General features: G+C 33.8%; 11 protein-coding genes. 7 read left to right on the top strand and 4 right to left on the bottom strand.

Annotated elements, in window-relative coordinates; translation table 11 throughout:
- Positions 1 to 136: 136 nt before the first annotated feature.
- Positions 137 to 2,215, bottom strand: a complete 2,079-nt coding sequence (locus tag RINTHH_RS07670; protein WP_008235028.1) for a S9 family peptidase — start codon at positions 2,213 to 2,215, stop codon at positions 137 to 139.
- A 2,291-nt stretch (positions 2,216 to 4,506) separates the two neighbouring features.
- On the opposite strand from RINTHH_RS07670, the gene hemE reads away from it, so the two are divergent.
- On the top strand, positions 4,507 to 5,565 hold the full coding sequence (gene hemE / locus RINTHH_RS07675) for a uroporphyrinogen decarboxylase (RefSeq protein WP_008235030.1): 1,059 nt from the start codon (positions 4,507 to 4,509) through the stop codon (positions 5,563 to 5,565).
- 417 nt (positions 5,566 to 5,982) lie between these two features.
- Positions 5,983 to 6,138, top strand: coding sequence for a hypothetical protein (locus tag RINTHH_RS11750; protein WP_008235031.1), 156 nt, complete (start codon positions 5,983 to 5,985; stop codon positions 6,136 to 6,138).
- 1,051 nt (positions 6,139 to 7,189) lie between these two features.
- Here the strand turns inward: RINTHH_RS11750 and RINTHH_RS07685 are convergent.
- Positions 7,190 to 7,990 carry an LmeA family phospholipid-binding protein gene (locus RINTHH_RS07685; RefSeq protein WP_008235032.1) on the bottom strand — a complete coding sequence of 267 codons (801 nt, stop codon included), beginning with the start codon at positions 7,988 to 7,990 and terminating at the stop codon, positions 7,190 to 7,192.
- A 1,049-nt stretch (positions 7,991 to 9,039) separates the two neighbouring features.
- Positions 9,040 to 9,525: an allophycocyanin subunit alpha-B gene (locus RINTHH_RS07690; RefSeq protein ID WP_008235034.1), complete on the bottom strand. Its 486-nt coding sequence runs from the start codon at positions 9,523 to 9,525 to the stop codon at positions 9,040 to 9,042.
- A gap of 116 nt (positions 9,526 to 9,641) precedes the next feature.
- Between RINTHH_RS07690 and rlmD the strand changes: the two genes are divergently transcribed.
- The gene (rlmD, locus tag RINTHH_RS07695) at positions 9,642 to 11,003 is read left to right on the top strand and encodes a 23S rRNA (uracil(1939)-C(5))-methyltransferase RlmD (protein WP_008235035.1); all 1,362 of its coding nucleotides are present in this window, start codon (positions 9,642 to 9,644) and stop codon (positions 11,001 to 11,003) included.
- 433 nt (positions 11,004 to 11,436) lie between these two features.
- On the top strand, positions 11,437 to 11,892 hold the full coding sequence (locus RINTHH_RS07700) for an ATP-binding protein (RefSeq protein ID WP_044260248.1): 456 nt from the start codon (positions 11,437 to 11,439) through the stop codon (positions 11,890 to 11,892).
- A 237-nt stretch (positions 11,893 to 12,129) separates the two neighbouring features.
- On the opposite strand, the gene RINTHH_RS07705 is transcribed toward RINTHH_RS07700, so the two are convergent.
- Positions 12,130 to 12,411 carry a DUF6439 family protein gene (locus RINTHH_RS07705; protein WP_008235037.1) on the bottom strand — a complete coding sequence of 94 codons (282 nt, stop codon included), beginning with the start codon at positions 12,409 to 12,411 and terminating at the stop codon, positions 12,130 to 12,132.
- Positions 12,412 to 13,246: 835 nt separating this feature from the next.
- On the opposite strand from RINTHH_RS07705, the gene asnS reads away from it, so the two are divergent.
- The 3 genes from asnS to RINTHH_RS11390 all read left to right on the top strand — a co-directional run bounded on the left by asnS (position 13,247) and on the right by RINTHH_RS11390 (position 16,003).
- Entirely contained in the window at positions 13,247 to 14,638 is a 1,392-nt protein-coding gene (gene asnS / locus RINTHH_RS07710; RefSeq protein ID WP_008235039.1) for an asparagine--tRNA ligase, read from the top strand.
- Positions 14,639 to 15,484: 846 nt separating this feature from the next.
- Complete coding sequence (locus tag RINTHH_RS10215; RefSeq protein ID WP_008235041.1) at positions 15,485 to 15,718, top strand: tetratricopeptide repeat protein; 234 nt, start codon at positions 15,485 to 15,487, stop codon at positions 15,716 to 15,718.
- Positions 15,719 to 15,868: 150 nt separating this feature from the next.
- A complete protein-coding gene (locus tag RINTHH_RS11390) occupies positions 15,869 to 16,003 on the top strand; it encodes a hypothetical protein (RefSeq protein WP_008235043.1) in 135 nt (44 codons plus the stop codon).
- Positions 16,004 to 16,960: the final 957 nt, after the last annotated feature.

Raw genomic sequence — 16,960 nt, forward strand, 5'->3', positions numbered from 1 at the left:
AATGAGAGGCAATTTCATAGCAGCAGATAAGCCTTCTGCTTAACAATTTATTGCTTTAAGTTTATTAGATCTCTACGGGGAAGCAAGCTACATAGTGTGAGGTTTCACCCTGCTCCCCTACTCTTTTTTATTCTCCCTAATCTTTCTTCAGTACACCCAAGTGATCAAATACAAAAGCATACTCAAAAGCTAACTCCTTCAAGCTTTCGTATCTATTGGAAGCACCACTATGTCCTGCACCCATATTGGTTTTCAACAACAAAGTATTATTATCGGTTTTCATATTCCGCAACTTGGCTGTCAATTTTGCCGGTTCCCAGTACTTCACACGGGAATCATTTAATCCAGCTGTAATTAGTATGTATGGGTAGTCTTTCTCTTCTACATTATCATAGGGAGAGTATGATTTAATATATTCGTAGTAAGCTTTATCGTTAGGATTACCCCATTCTTCCCACTCCATGACTGAAAGGGGTAAGGAAGTATCGAGTATAGTTGTTAATACATCAACAAAGGGCACGCGAGCAACTACTACTTTAAATAAGTCTGGGCGCATGTTCATCACTGCTCCCATGAGTAAACCCCCAGCACTGCCACCAGAAATAGCCAGGTGCTCACTATCTGTCCATCCCCTACTAATGAGATATTCAGCACAAGTAATAAAATCGGAAAAGGTATTCTTTTTATGTAAGAACTTTCCACTCTCATACCAGTGTCTTCCCATTTCTTCCCCACCACGTACATGGGCAATTGCAAATACGACTCCTCTATCTAACAACGATAAAATATCAGGGGCAAATGTTACTGGGTAGGAATAGCCATAAGAGCCATATCCCAACATGAATAAGGGATTTTTACCATCTTTTTTTATACCTTTGCGATAAACAATGGAAATTGGTACTTTTATCCTATCAGCAGCACTAGTCATAAGCCATTCGCTCTGATATTGAGTGCGATCATATCCCCCCAATACTTCTGTTTCTTTTTTCAATTCTCGTTGATTAGTATTCATGTCATAATCAAATACTGAAGGCGGGGTAACTAAAGAAGTGTAATTAAATCGGAGTATATTGGTGTTGAATTCTGGATTGCTTCCTTCTTCAAATTCATAAGTTGGCTCAGGAAAAGTAATGTGACTTTCAGCTCCCGTAGTTAAGTTTTGTACTCTTGCACCTGGTAGTCCCCCCTCACGCTCATAAATGACCAGGTGATTAATAAAAGCACTTACCCCAGATAATCTCACATCAGGGCGATGAGGAATTATCGTTTTCCAGTTTTCCTTAAAAATCCTAGCCACTGAAGTTCTCATCAGTTTAAAATTAGTGGCTTCTTCGTTAGTAACTATATAAAAATAGTCACTATGATGTTCTACATTGTATAAAACTCCAGTTTTTCTGGGGGCAATAACCTCAAATTTACAGAAAGCATAGTCAGCTTTTAAATATTGGACTTCTGAGGTAATACTACCAGCAATAGTCAGGAATATATATGCTTGACTTCGACTCTTGTCTACATACAAGTGATAGGCATCATCTGGTTCATGATAAATTAGTTCATCTTCGGCAACATTACCACCTAAAGTGTGCCTAAATAAATTGAAAGGACGATTAGCCTCATCGATTTGAGTATAAAAAACTGTCTTGTTATCATTGGCCCAAACTAATGAGAAATAAGTATTATCAATGGTATCTGGATATAGTTTTTTAGACTTTAAATCCAAGAAAAATAAAGTATAACGTTCTGCCCCAGTATGGTCTATGGAATATGCCATAATTTGATGATTGGGGCTAATAACTAGAACACCCAAATCACAGAACTCATAGCCGTTTGCTAATTGGTTTTGGTCTAATAAAATTTCCTCTTCAGCCTCTAGACTAACCTTCTTACGGCAATATATCGGATAAGCTTTTCCTTCTTCTGTACGGGAATAGTAATAGTAGTTATCCTTACGATACGGTACAGAAAGATCAGTCTCTTTAATCCGAGCCAGCATTTCTTTGTATAGCTCGTTTTGTAGATCTATAGTGTGCTCCATCATGGCATCAGTGTAAGCATTTTCTGCTTCCAAATATGCAATTACTTCGGGATTTTCTGGATCACGCATCCAAAAATAGTTATCTATGCGGCGATCGCCGTTCAACTCTAGAATCTGGGGCTGTTTTTTTGCCACAGGAGGAAACACATTAGTTTGCAGATGACGACTATGCGTATTCATATTCTTAACCTTGATCCGACCTTCCTTCTGGAGATGCAATGGGAAATTTTAGATATACCCTGAGGATGAATTTTACAATTGCATAGGGTAATAGCTGGAATTACTCCCAAAATGACAGCAGAAAATTATTGTCCACTTAAATACAATATCTGAGTTCGGCTGACTTCTGGAATAAACTCTTGCAAAAGTAAAACTAACCACATGAAAACACTAATAGTAAAAAATGTTAATTAAAGCAAAAAAAACCCTGGTTCTAATTACATTGGGTCTGACCAATAGCTATTGCAAAGTCCCTCAAATGGTTATTAAAGAGTTAAGTATTAAAAAAACTTCCTCAGTGGAGACTATAAATCGATGATAAGTTATATGCTCATGGGTTCTATGTGCTGTGAGCAAAGTTTACACTTAGCAACTTCATAACATATGATAATTGAAACTGTAAGCATTCTTATACCTGAACTCAAAATAGATTTATGTTATATTAAAATAATATCTGCTATTTTTCCCTAGAGGGAAGTGAAACATTAGGGTATATATTGAGATTTTCTATCATGGTAAATAGTACATCTATGTTTCTATAAGTTGTATCAAAATTTAACCCACCTCAAACTTGCTCATATTCTCAGGACCTTCACTTCAAGTGGAAATGGGGTATTTACAAAGTTCCACCTGAATTAATCTTCAATACTCAAAATAGAAAAAAAAGGACATAAGCTTTTATCATAAAATTACCACTAAAATGCATAAAATACTTATGAATTTTGATGCTTTAGTATTGGTCTTACAAGCCGATGATCACCATGATCTTAACTGCGATGATTTTATCAAAAATACTCTAATCAAGCTACATAAGGAGTTTTAACCCTAATATTTATATTAGGGTACTTGATCTGATACCCTTCTAATATACTAAACTGGGCCAGGCTTCAGAGGTTTTGGGTTTCTGTTTGGCATTAAATTCAAATATGCGCACTCGCATCTACAAAATACCTATTATAACTCCAAATTCTTCTTATCTACTACTTACCTTGTTGCTATACCTGCAACTATATCTTTGGTTAGTAGCAGGAACATTATATTTTTTTTCTTCTGGGTCTTAATAACTATTAAATCAAGAGTGAGAATTGAATGCTATAAATTATAGATTACCTAAAATCATCAAAAAACCAAGCAAACTTTTCTGTTAATGCTAATTTAATTAAGTGCATCCATCATATTTTGTCAGCTATAATTAACCCCCAACTGATTAAAAATTTGATTCTTGGTCTCACCTTAATTTTTTCATAAGGTGAGACCAAGAATCATTTCAACGAGGACTTTCATAAGTATATTTTTCTATGGTAAGTACTTATTATTCTATATTTATTTGACAGTTTTAAAGAACTTTTATAGTAATATTTATATTTTATATTTGACGATGCTTCTTAATATACACTTTATAGCAATTAAATTTATTTTTTGTCTACCATCTTAGCTATATATTGATTGAAAAATATGAGAATATAGTAATAGTAAATACATTAGCTACATGAGTCTAAATCACAATTAATAATCTATTTTAGCAGTATTCTTATTGAATATAAATTCGCTGAAATGTATTACTAGCATCTACAAATTCTAAGAATCTGTGAGTATATATAGGCTTATAAAATAATATTATACACTGTAAAAAATATATAGATAACTTTGATATTTTGAGTAAATCACAAATTATGGAGCTGACATTTATATTCAATATACCTAGAATTTGGCAGGATAGAAATCTTATTTTTATAATACTAGACTAAGATGTAAATGCAATTATTTAGCAATGTTTAAAAGTCAAGAGAATATTAGTTTTCAGCAGAATGAGATTGGGATAATTCTGTTACAGTAATTTTGACTGAATGATATTAGAAAATCAACATAAATTTGGGGCTAGTTAAAGTATAAAAACAGGAATATAAATCAATTTTATTATCCATTATAGAAAGATATAAGCTGGAATTTAAGTCAATTACGTTACATAATATTTTGTAAGAATACTTTTACCTAAATTAAAGTCTATAGATTTAAAAATCTGGGTATTATTAATAACTTAAATAGTTAACGCTGCTGAATTATCTAAATAGTTAATGCTGCTGAATTACGTGGCTTTTACATAACTATGGGTACTTAATTGGTGGGGATAAAAGCTACATGTTAATGTTTATTTTACCTTTTCTCCTATCTTAATCACTTCCATATGCTGCTTCCCAGGATGATAAGCTAAAGAGTATTGTAAAAATGATTAGGATAGGGCATAGCATTAAATGATTTCCTCCTCAAGCGATCCTCTTCTGCTCAGAGTTGCTCGTGGTGAAGTTGCACATCGTCCTCCTGTATGGCTTATGCGTCAAGCAGGGCGATATATGAAGGCTTATCGGGACTTGCGGGATAAGTATCCTTCATTTCGTGAACGTTCGGAAATACCTGAAGTAGCAATTGAAATTTCCTTGCAGCCTTGGAAAGTTTTTCAGCCTGATGGTGTGATTTTATTTTCGGATATTGTTACACCATTACCCGGTTTGGGGATTGATATGGATATTGCAGAAGGTAAAGGGCCTCTCATTGACCCTCCTATCCGTACTAAAGAGCAAGTTGACAATTTAAAACTTTTAGAGCCGGAAGAGTCTTTACCCTTTATTAGAACTATTTTGCAGTCTTTAAGTCAAGAAATTAGTAATAAGTCTACATTACTGGGTTTTGTTGGTGCACCTTGGACTTTAGCCGCCTATGCTGTAGAGGGAAAAGGTTCTAAGACTTACTCTGTCATTAAGAATATGGCATTCTCTAATCCAAATCTGCTACATCAACTTTTAAGTAAACTTGCGGATGCAATCAGCACTTATGCTTGTTATCAAGTTGACTGTGGAGCTCAGGTATTACAATTATTTGATTCCTGGGCAGGACAATTAAGTCCTCAAGACTATGACACGTTTGCTTTGCCCTATCAACAAAAAGTTTTCCAACAAGTAAGACAAAAACATCCTGACACTCCATTAATTTTGTTAGTGAGTAGTAGTGCTGGTTTGCTAGAAAGAATGGCACAATCTGGTGCAGATGTTATCACTATTGATTGGTCAGTAGATATGGCTGACGCAAGGATAAGATTAGGCCAAGATATGAAATTGCAGGGTAATCTTGACCCTGGTGTTCTATTTGCTTCTAAGAAATTTATCCGTGACCGAATATACGATACTGTAAATAAAGCTGGATTTGGTAAACATATTCTTAATCTTGGTCATGGCGTTTTTCCCAATACACCAGAGGAAAATGTGGAATTTTTCTTTGAAACAGCTAAACAACTGACTATGGTAGAAGCCGTTTGAGACAAGGAATGTTAGTTATTAGCCATTCGCTATTATTTAAGTAATTGTACTAGCTTGAGTTTTAGACATCAGATTGTCAGGCATTCTTATAGAATCACATATGTTGCAACTATTGCTCGAATTAATATTACTTAATTTTTAAGCCCTAAGTACTAACTTAAAAACTAGTTGCTAATAACTAACTCAGAAACAAAATAATAAACTCAAATGTATCCACTAATTAGATCCTAATATTTTCAAGCCCTAATCTGCTTTGTAAAATATATATTCAATAATAAAGTCTAAACTTCAATAACTCACAAGCGGATTTTAATTACTGATGCGAACGGATGTATAGGTTACTCTATAAGTTAAGCGCTAATTCAAGATACTAACCACGAACTGTTTTTACTGGTAATAAATCCCCAGAAACTAAAAATGAATACCCAATTCCTATTGGATATTCATTTTTTGCAAATTGATATGGTGGAGATTAAGCAATTTGCAGACCTGTTAAAAACTATAGACATGGCTATGTTAACAGATATATGGGGTGGAAAAAATACTTATTATATCAATTATAAAAAAACTTAGAGCTCATAAGTTTGCTTGATGCAGATAAGCTTGAATAGGTCATTTACTTTTCAATTGCGATCATATTAGGAAATAATAATTAACTCTTTCCAGAAGTCAGGGAATTAGGAATTGATTATATTAGCTCAACATATGATTGTTTACAGAAAATTAGCCAACTAGAGATCACCAATAAAATTATTACAGTTTATCCTAATGTAGTACTGGGTGGTAATGAGAAAAAGCCATATTCATAAGAGACAATAGGCATTGTAGAAGTTGTCAAATACATTAACTATATTTGCTTCTTACAGACAGATAGTAGTTTTCATTTCATTCATAGTAAAGACATTGCTACGTTAGTAGTCTACTTAATTAAAAACATAGGATCACAAAAAGACTCCCATAAATTTGTGCTAGGGCACAATTCTCTTCCTGTTAACCAGGATATCGAACCATTATGTGCTTATCCGGGTAATAAAATTTATTGTTATACACTCTTATTTTTAGCAATAGGAAATTTTATCATTTTTGCATTTGAAATCCAAATGGCAGCTTGGGATCGTTTTTGTATGAGCTATCACCACTTTATTTATAATTACTTTATTAATCCTAGTAGTTTTGGTTTAACTAACTACTAGGATTAAGGATATCTTGAAAATAATTGGCATACAAAGGATGTATGAATAAACTCTTACTGATACACAAAAATTTCCTGATAATTAATAACTATAGTATTAATATTTTTGTTTGTTTTTTATTCATATGTCTATCATATCGTATTAAGGAGTAAAACCATTATATGGGTGCATTTATGCTTTCACTTGATATTAACTAATGCCTACTGGATAAAAAGAATCTTGGGTTAATTTTAATACCTCTGATAAACTCAAGTATTTATGAATATGAATTTAAGCGTATAAGCAAATAGATGCAAAACAGTATAGGGATTTTCAATTTACTTTAGGTATTACATTAAGTAAAACAGGAAAAATCTTAATACTCTTTGGAAAAATGAGGTGAAAGATATAATCAGAAAATTATATCTAATCTATTAACAACAGTATTTTGTTTAAGACTGGCTAGTACGAGGAATATGCTCAATCTCAGCATAGCCACTAAATATCAGTTGTTTATCTTGAGTTTCTAACCGATTGAGCCTCATTTTTACCCCGTCAAGATCAAAACGGTCCAAGTCAACCATATTATCTAAAATTTTCACTAGTGCTATACTCAAAGCCTGAGAGTTTTCCCTTTGGGCTGCTGGCAATTCATCTACATGAATTAAGGGATTTTGGAAAGAGATTCGTCTTCGTTTCTCAATAACAACATTTACTGTAAAATCAAGGGGTATTAGACCACCACTGCTTAGATCTGCATGAGCTAGGATGTGCAAGTGATTTTCGGGCAATAATTCCACCTTTAATTCTGTAAATGAAACGGGGTTACCACCTGATAAGGCGATTAAACTAGGCAAATCCAAGTTAACTAGGCGTTTTTTCACTAATTCTGCTTGAAAAGAGTCATTAATGCCTGTTTCTGAAAGTACTACTGTGGCAATTGATTGAGTGGGTTGTTTCAAGCTTAACTTACCACTCATTACTGAGCTGAAATCAATGACAACTGCGTCAGTTTCAATATACATTTCTTCCACTGCAAATTCCTTGCGAATAACCAAACCACGGCCATTCATTTTAAATCCATCAATACTGCCTTGCAAAAGTTTGCTAGAGGGGTGGCATCGGACATGTACATCTATCGAATCGCTTTGGGAAAATAAGTGGCGAATAGTTTGGCTAATAACTGTGTTTAGCATTCGTTCTCCCCAGTCTGTAGCCTTGAATTCTGTAAAACTAGTTAGTCCGCCAAACATTGTGAATTTTAGTTTTTTCGAGGTTACCTGTATTCTTGTAACAAATTGTGAAGAGTTGAGCAATATCTGTTCGATTGATTTTTTTTATATTTAAGGATCGAATTACGAATGGTTAGAGTTGAAAACTGCTTGAACTATTCTTATTAAGGCGCTTCTGATTCCCATTATTTCATAAAATAGCCAATGTTAAAGTCTGGAATTGCTAACAAAGTTTGTGTTTGGTAATGATAAAAAATACCTGTAGCTTACACTACATACGGGTGTTATGGGTAATTTTCAAGTAGTAGTTTGGGATAGCCTCGTTACTTATAAGGAGTCCAAGATAATTAGGATACTTTCATAATACACGTAATCATTGCAGTTTGGTACAGATTGAATTTATTTGTTAGAAAATCATCATCGGTCATAGTGAATTCAAGCTCATTATATTTCGAGGCTTCAATAGTCTTGCTATTATATCTAAGCAAAATTTGTTTTTTAAGTTCATAACAGGTAAAACTTTGTATCACTTCATCAAGCCATTTACTTTTATTTTCTTACTTTCGCCTGAAAACAATTTAACAGTCTTTTATCCAATCCAAGTACACTGGAAAGTAAAAGAATAGATAGGCAGAATCTCATTGTAATGAGAATTATAACTACTAATAATTAATGTACTAGCATTGAATGCTTGTAAGTCTAAAATTCTTGTAGATAATTAACTCCAGCAAAAATATGAACAGTTTATATAAATCATGTATGATGACTTCTAGTTATGCTTTTGTTAGGTTTTATTTTCTAAGATAATTTTTTTACCCTATTTAGGTAAGGCTATATCTCCCCACTTTTAGAGTGAATCCAGGCTGATTATAAATATAATATATGGCCACTCAAAATTGTGGGGAATCTTAATTCTCAAAATCAGAGTATTATTTATGCAAAGTGACAACTTTTAACACTTATTGTTCCTATTTTGATATTTCCACATATTTATGAGGCCTTATTACAAAAACACCACAAATGACCATGTTGCGAATTGTCTACTAAATATTGGGAGTAGTGAATGGCTCCTATAGCATTCCCTGAATGATGAAATCGAAATAAGGGGCAGTTTTGACAGCATCTTCTCTACTGAGTAAGTTCAGGGAAGCTGATTTCAGTGACTTGATTGCTTCTGCCATTCCTTTTAGAGGAACACCCAAAGAATTGTACATTTCTCGAGCCCCCAATAAGCCAATGGATTCTATGGGCTCTTTATCTCCGCTTAGTACACCATAAGTGACGATTCGTAAGTACCAACTGAAGTCTCTAATACATTGTGCACGCTCACGCCTTCCGTATGCATTACCACCTGGTGCAATAAATTCAGGACATTTTTGCCAAAGTAGTCGGGTTGCTTCTTGCACTATTTTCTTCTCATTTTCTGCCAACATAGAAGCAATGCGCATCCTTTGTTCTCCAGTTTGTAAAAATTCTTTTATGTTCTTGAGTTCACCGCTGCTAGGATAGCGCAACTCATTGTCGGCTCTGAGGATAACGTTGCTTACTACTGTCATAATTTTTGCAATAACATAGATGTTATCTGCTAGTCTAGCGACTCTAGGGTGTGCAAGGGAAGAGGGGTAGAGAAGAGAGAGCTATTCACACCTATAAATATAAAATCTAAAATTCCATGGATGATTGGCAACAGGGTAAAGTAGTTGAAATTAAAATTACTGATCTAAGTGATACTGGGGATGGAGTGGGGCGTAAGCAAGAACGGGTAGTTTTTGTACCAGATACCGTTCCTGGCGATAGTGTAGTCGTCCGTTTGACGAACGTTAAACACCAATATGCCCACGGAAAAATACAGAAGTTAATTAAATCATCTCCTCAGCGTGTCCGACCAAGTTGTATAGTAGCTGACAAGTGTGGCGGCTGCCAATGGCAGCATATTCATTACAATTACCAATTAAAAGCAAAGCAAAACCAGGTTGTACAAGCCTTGGGGCGTATTGGCTGTTTTCGGGGAATATCCATAGATCCAATATTGGCAGCACCATCTCCCTTAAACTATCGTAATAAAGTTACCTATTCCCTGGGTTTATCAACAACAGGTGGTATACAAGCGGGTTACTATCAAAAAGGCAGCCATAAGTTGATTAATCTCAATCAGTGTCCAGTACAGGACTCGCGCTTGAACCATTTCCTAGCAGAAATAAAAAAGGATATACAAAGGCGTAACTGGAAGGTTTATGATGAAAAACTGCATCAAGGGCAAATACGCCATCTCAGTTTACGTATTGGCCGCCGCACTGGAGAAGTTTTACTAACCCTAGTTGTTAAAGATGAAAATATATCAGGGATTGTAGAACAAGCACAAGAGTGGTTAGACCATTACCCCCTATTAGTAGGAGTGATGTTAAACATGAATGGCAATCGTACTAATACCATTTTTGGCAAGGAAACTCACTGCATTGCTGGAATGCCCTACTTGCTTGAAAAGTTTGCAGGTTTAGAGTTCCAAATAAAGGGTAGTACTTTTTTTCAAGTATATACAGAAACCGCTGAAGCCCTTGTGGAGGTAATTAAGTCCGAATTAAAACTAAAAGGAAGTGAGGTGTTAGTTGATACCTATTGTGGTATTGGTACACTAACTTTGCCCCTAGCAAAAAAGGTATGGCAAATTACTGGTTTAGAAGTTCAAGCTGAAGCAGTAGCCCAGGCGACTTTAAATGCCAAAAATAATGGCATTCAAAATGCTAGCTTTTATGTGGGTGCAGTAGAAACAATACTCCCAAAAATACATCTACAACCAGATATTGTGTTACTTGATCCACCGCGTAAAGGATGTGATATTGCCGTAATAGAAAGCCTACGTCAATCCAAACCCAAACGTATAGTCTACTTAAGTTGCAAAGTTTCTACCCTTGCTCGTGACCTTAAATTGCTATGTCATGATGGCATGTACACCATTACCCGTATACAACCAGCTGACTTTTTTCCTCAAACATCCCATGTAGAGGTCGCTGCATTCCTATCATGCTCAACCTAATGGGGAAAATACTTGAACTGAATTCACTGATCATTTTTGCAATCTATCATCTAATACACAGTGACAATGTTAGAATTAGATCATGTCCGGTATATAACCCCTCTTTTATATGAACTTCAAATTTTTACAAGCTATTCAAAGAGATGAAAAAGTCTATTAAAACTGCAAATTAGAACACATTAAACTGGGGCGGAAGTATAAAAAACTAGAAAGCATCTCGAACGATTTATAGGGGTTTTTCAGATATGGTGATTTTTTTATTTTTCAAAACAACCTTTCACTATTATTTAAAAGTCAATGCTCCCCAGCATTTTCAAATTTTGGCTGTTCAGACACAGGTTTGTAGACAGTGTAAGCGCCTGATAATTAATTAGGTCGTGAGTGATACCGGACTGGTGTCTAGCTGACTCTGAAAGCTATGGGGGTTTCTCTTGTGATTACAATTTCACTTCGTCCAGTAGGACGTAACTGGGGCACAATTAGTTTCGCTTCCACGTTATATCTATATCCAATTTTAGATCTACTCCTGGCAGAAATTCCTGAGGAAATGCAGGCAGAACTGCGATTGGGACTTCAAGAAGCTCTAGTGAATGCAGCTAAGCATGGCAATAAACTTGACCCTGGGAAAACTGTTGTGGTCCGTTTTTCTCTTATTGATAATTGCTACTGGTGGATCATATCGGATCAAGGTCGTGGTTTCCATCCTGCCTGTAGCTGTGGTGAAAATCCTACAAAGTATCTACCTCCTGATGATTCAGAAAGCGGCAGAGGCTTGTCTATTCTCCATCAAATTTTTGACCAAGTAGAATGGAATCGTAGAGGGACAGAATTAAGACTGTGTAAGCAAGTAGAAAGTCGCCTCCGAATCCCCCTATTGTCGCGCAACTAGGGCAAACAACTAAAGTATGATTTAAGTCTTCTTAGAAGCTGAATACTAGTTTCCTTCTTTATGAAATAAATTTTACTAATAGTAGCCTTATACCCAATAAAATTTCTTGGACTTTTCTGATTCCTTATGAAGAAACTTGGTTCAATAAACTTAAGACTTAATTAGTATGGACTAAAAACATATGGCAATTATCAATATGGTTCAAGCAAATGAAAAAGTAAGTGTTAGGGCTATCAATCAATTATTCAATGTCTTCTTGTCTCTATCACTATGGTGAGGACAAGGGGAAGCAGAAATAGAAAGATTTAACCAACTAATAGCTTGTTGGAAACGAGTGACTGCTTCATCTGGTTTATCTTTTAATAGAAATACTAAGGCTGCTGCTGCTTGTTCACTAGCACGAGCTTTGCGGTTAGCTTTTAAACGGTGCCAGTCATTAGGGGAAATACTTAACCTATCTACCAATACCTGTGCTAATTCTAAGGCTGTTAAACTATTAACATCAGTATTTAATTTCATGTTTTTAGATTTCACAATAATTTCTATATTATGTCCTAATTCTAGAGCTAATTTATATAAATTCAAGCAAATTAATTATTTGAGGTAACTGGAAAAACAAAAGTAAAAGCACAGACATCACAACAACAATTCTCCCAGGTGAAAAGACTTGCCCTAATTAATATTGATGTTCTGTAATTGATAGTAAGTTTATTGAAACTACACTGTCAAATCCTTCTGAAAGGAATATGATTCCAATATCTTCAATTTTCATATTCAGTTTAAAAACTAGTGTGATTACCATAGAACATATGGGTATAAGGAATAAGGGGTAATACCAGGTTGATGCAGATAAGAAGATAAGTAGTATTTATTCCTTTATTACCTTGAAAGACCTCAGTACCGTCTTGTGTACAAGCAGAAAGTACTTACTATCCAGCCTTCAGAACCTTTTTTGACAAGGAACAAAGTCTAACTAACATATTTGAAATTCTTATTTAGTTCTCTCAACATATAGGAAAATAAAACTTTAGGTCTTTGGTTAAAAAGCAAAGGCATGCTTAAAATTACTTGTTATTCTTATATAAGAGTGAGAGAGCATTGACTTTAATCCGAACAAACAACTCCACAATTCTGTGTATGTGATAGTAAGTATAACCAATTGAAATATATTTGTTTTTTTGTACCTAACAACCCTAAGATTATTATCTTTAATCTCAAGTTTGTAAATTACTCCAATAATAAAACATGAAAATTGAAGACAGATTCCTTTTTTTATTATCATCTTAGAAACTTATACATTTTTGTAGATTGGGCGTTATTATAGGCTGGATATTAAGGTCTTTTTTCAAAAAATATGGTAAATACAAGAATTGTAGAAAGTTTATGCAGTAGCCAACCTGATGATTCAATTACAATTCAAGGCTGGGTACGTACAAAGCGGCAATTAAAGGAATTTGCTTTTATTGAAGTTAATGATGGCTCATGCTTGACTAGTTTGCAAGTTATACTTGACACAAGTTTATCCAATTATGAGGAAGTACTAAAGAAACTAAACACAGGTGCTTCAGTAAAAATTGATGGTGTGGTAGTTACTTCTCAAGGTAAAGGACAAAGAATTGAACTAAAAGCTTACTCTGTAAAAGTTTTAGGAGGAGCAGATCCCCAGACTTATCCATTACAAAAGAAGCGTCATTCCTTTGAATTTTTGCGTACCATCGGACATTTGCGACCACGTACCAATTCCTTTGGTGCAGTTTTCCGGGTTAGAAATGCTTGTTCTATGGCTATCCATCAATTTTTCCAGGAGAGGGGTTTTATGTGGGTACATACTCCTATTATTACTGCTAGTGATTGCGAAGGAGCAGGAGAATTATTTCATGTGAGTAGTTTAAATCCTAAGACGATTTCTTGTGTTAATAGTCAAGCTGGAGAATATACTCAAGAATTTTTTGGTAGACCTACTTATCTGACAGTTAGTGGTCAATTAGAAGCAGAAATCATGGCGATGGCACTTACTAATATCTACACTTTTGGCCCTACATTCCGTGCGGAAAAATCCAATACCTCCCGGCATTTGGCTGAATTTTGGATGATCGAGCCAGAAATGGCATTTTATAATCTCCAAGAGAATATAGACTTAGCAGAAACATTTTTACGGCATATTTTCCAATATGTTACCAATAAATGTCTAGAAGATATGGAATTCTTCAATAAACGTATTGATAATACAGTCTTAGCGACTGCAGAGAATATTATTAATAATCAGTCAGAGCGTATATCTTATACAGAAGCCATCAAATTGTTGGAGAAAGCTAATGTAAAATTTGAGTATCCTGTTGTTTGGGGATTAGATTTGCAATCAGAACATGAACGTTATCTTTGTGAACAAATATTTAAAAAACTTGTAATTGTTACAGATTACCCTGCAGAGATTAAAGCCTTTTACATGCGCCTAAATGATGATAACAAAACTGTCGCTGCAATGGATATTCTTGCACCCAAAATAGGGGAAATTATTGGTGGTTCCCAAAGGGAGGAAAGGCTAGATATTCTAGAAAAGCGACTAATATCTCAGGAAATACAACCAGAAAAATTGTGGTGGTATCTAGATTTACGTCGTTTTGGTACAGCTCCTCATGCTGGTTTTGGTTTGGGTTTTGAAAGATTAATTCAATTTATGACTGGCATGAGTAATATTAGGGACGTGATTCCCTTTCCACGAACACCAGAAAATGTAGAATTCTAGTTAATTAGGGAAATCTAGAATTTTTTCTCTAGCCTATTTTTCTCTAGCCTATTAGGAATACAGACAACAGAGATGAGTTTATGATTCATAATGCATGGCCTGAAATTATAAAGGGTAGTATGTCTATCAGGTATTTTAATCAAAGGTAATAACTCTATAACATATGCAGCCCTAATTATAGGTATTTCTTAGTAATGAAATTTTAATCATTAAAATAATTGAATATGCTGGATTTACTGGGGAATAGTAGAGGAATGAAAATTCGTCTGCTAAGTGAGGATAGTAGGTGTTTTCAGTGGGGAGTACCATTCAGTAATTTGCTTCTTTCAAAGCAAAAAAAGTTAAAGTTGCGTAATTACCATGGCAAATTATTTTGTATTCTATCCCATTTCAAATATTATCAAATACTTGAAGAAAACAAGACTATCTTAATTAAATATAGGCTCTCTTTGAAAATATAATTAGCTTCACAGATGTTAAGTAATTTTAGAATATAATCTAAGTAAGAATATGGCACTATAGGAATATACATTAAATAGTAAATATAATAATTACTTAAATAAGTTAAATACAAAAATACTATAGTTTACGAAGACATGATAAAAAATGTATATGGATGGGGTTCTAATTTAAATTAATCTTGTGTTTATTAGAACCTAAGATTAATTTAATTAATATCATTAACAACAGGTTATATAGAAGGTTGTTTCTACCCATCACCTGAATTCTGGAACACTAGGATTCACTTATCAATTTTCCTATTATCAAAAAAAACGGAAAAGTTATGCAATATACCCAAGAATTTTATTCCTATTAGGTTTTAGTTTGTTAGGTTATTTAGACTTTATGCTCAAATTAACCAATCATCCTTTAGTGAAAGCTAGTAATAATTATACTCAGCACAATTGGATGATTGCCAGAAAGAAGGATAATCTTTCCTTCGCTGATTATTATCATTGGGGAAATAGGTTTTATGAAATTCGTAAATACGAGCTGGCTATAGAGAACTTTAGTCAAGCAATTAAAAAAGATTCTACCTATACTGAAGCTCATATTAATCGTGCTAATGCCATCTCATAATTTTTTAAATTATGAGATGGCCATCGTTGACTATAATTGGGCGATTGATCTGAAGCCTAATGAATTTAAAGCTTATATTAGTCGGGGAAATATACGCTATATTACTGCAGAGTATAGTAAAAAAACCCTGGGATTGAATACAAACATGCAATGGCTGATTATAATCGAGCTTTAGAAATTAATCCTAAAGAAGTGGAAGCTTATATTCGTCCTGGTATGGTTAGTTTCCAACTAGCTAAATATTATGGAGACTACCAACCAGATTTTCAAAAATCACTGCAATAATTAAACCACGCTATTTACATCAATCTATCCAGAGCAGAAGCATACTTTCAGCGTGGTTTAATTCGCTATCAAATTGCTCAATACAGTAGCAAGTTTGAGCAGGAATACCAACGAGCAATTATAGATTTTAATAAGGCCCTAAAAATTAAACCTCAATTGGCAAAAGTATATCTCAGGAGAGTATTGACTGAATTATGAATTAAGTCAATACTTTGATAAAAATTATAAAGAGAAAAAGGAAGATGCTGTTGCAGACTTACAAACATCTGCACGTATTTCCTTGGAACAGAATGATATGGATAATTACCAAAAAGTTTTGAGCAGTATTTGTATAATTGCAAAAAACAAGTGCAATGAAATGTTAATAGTAAACGAAGGTCTTCAAAAATATCACTTAATCGATTTCAAATGATACTATGGTTATTAGAGATTAAAGCCGAGATATTAAGAAAGAGATGATATCGCATCTAGCATATTTAACATATACAGATTCTCCTATATTTTTTGCTAATTCTGAATCAATCAATACTAAATAAACTCTGAACGAACTATTTTAAACAGCTATTTATAAGATAAATACCAATCAAAAATGTTGCGATCTACATGTATAAGTTTTAAATGGTATACTAGTGTAATAAACAATTAAGAAATAACGCTATTTTTTATAGATTTTTTTGCTAATAAGAATTATCTTACAGTTCTTTAACTATGCTTATGTTATAATAACTTCAAACAATTTGGTTAGCTAAAAAACTACTAAATAACTTATTAAAGACATAAAAATAACCTAACCTATAGCAAACTTTATTTACTAATTGATACATTACATTACATTACATTACATTACATTATATTATAATAATATTAATACTTGAAAAGTATATTATTCAATGGTAAAATTTCCTATTCTCTACAGTAAAATTAGTATATATAATATTAGATATATAGAGTATAAAC

The organism is Richelia intracellularis HH01 (assembly GCF_000350105.1).
Lineage (GTDB): Bacteria > Cyanobacteriota > Cyanobacteriia > Cyanobacteriales > Nostocaceae > Richelia > Richelia intracellularis.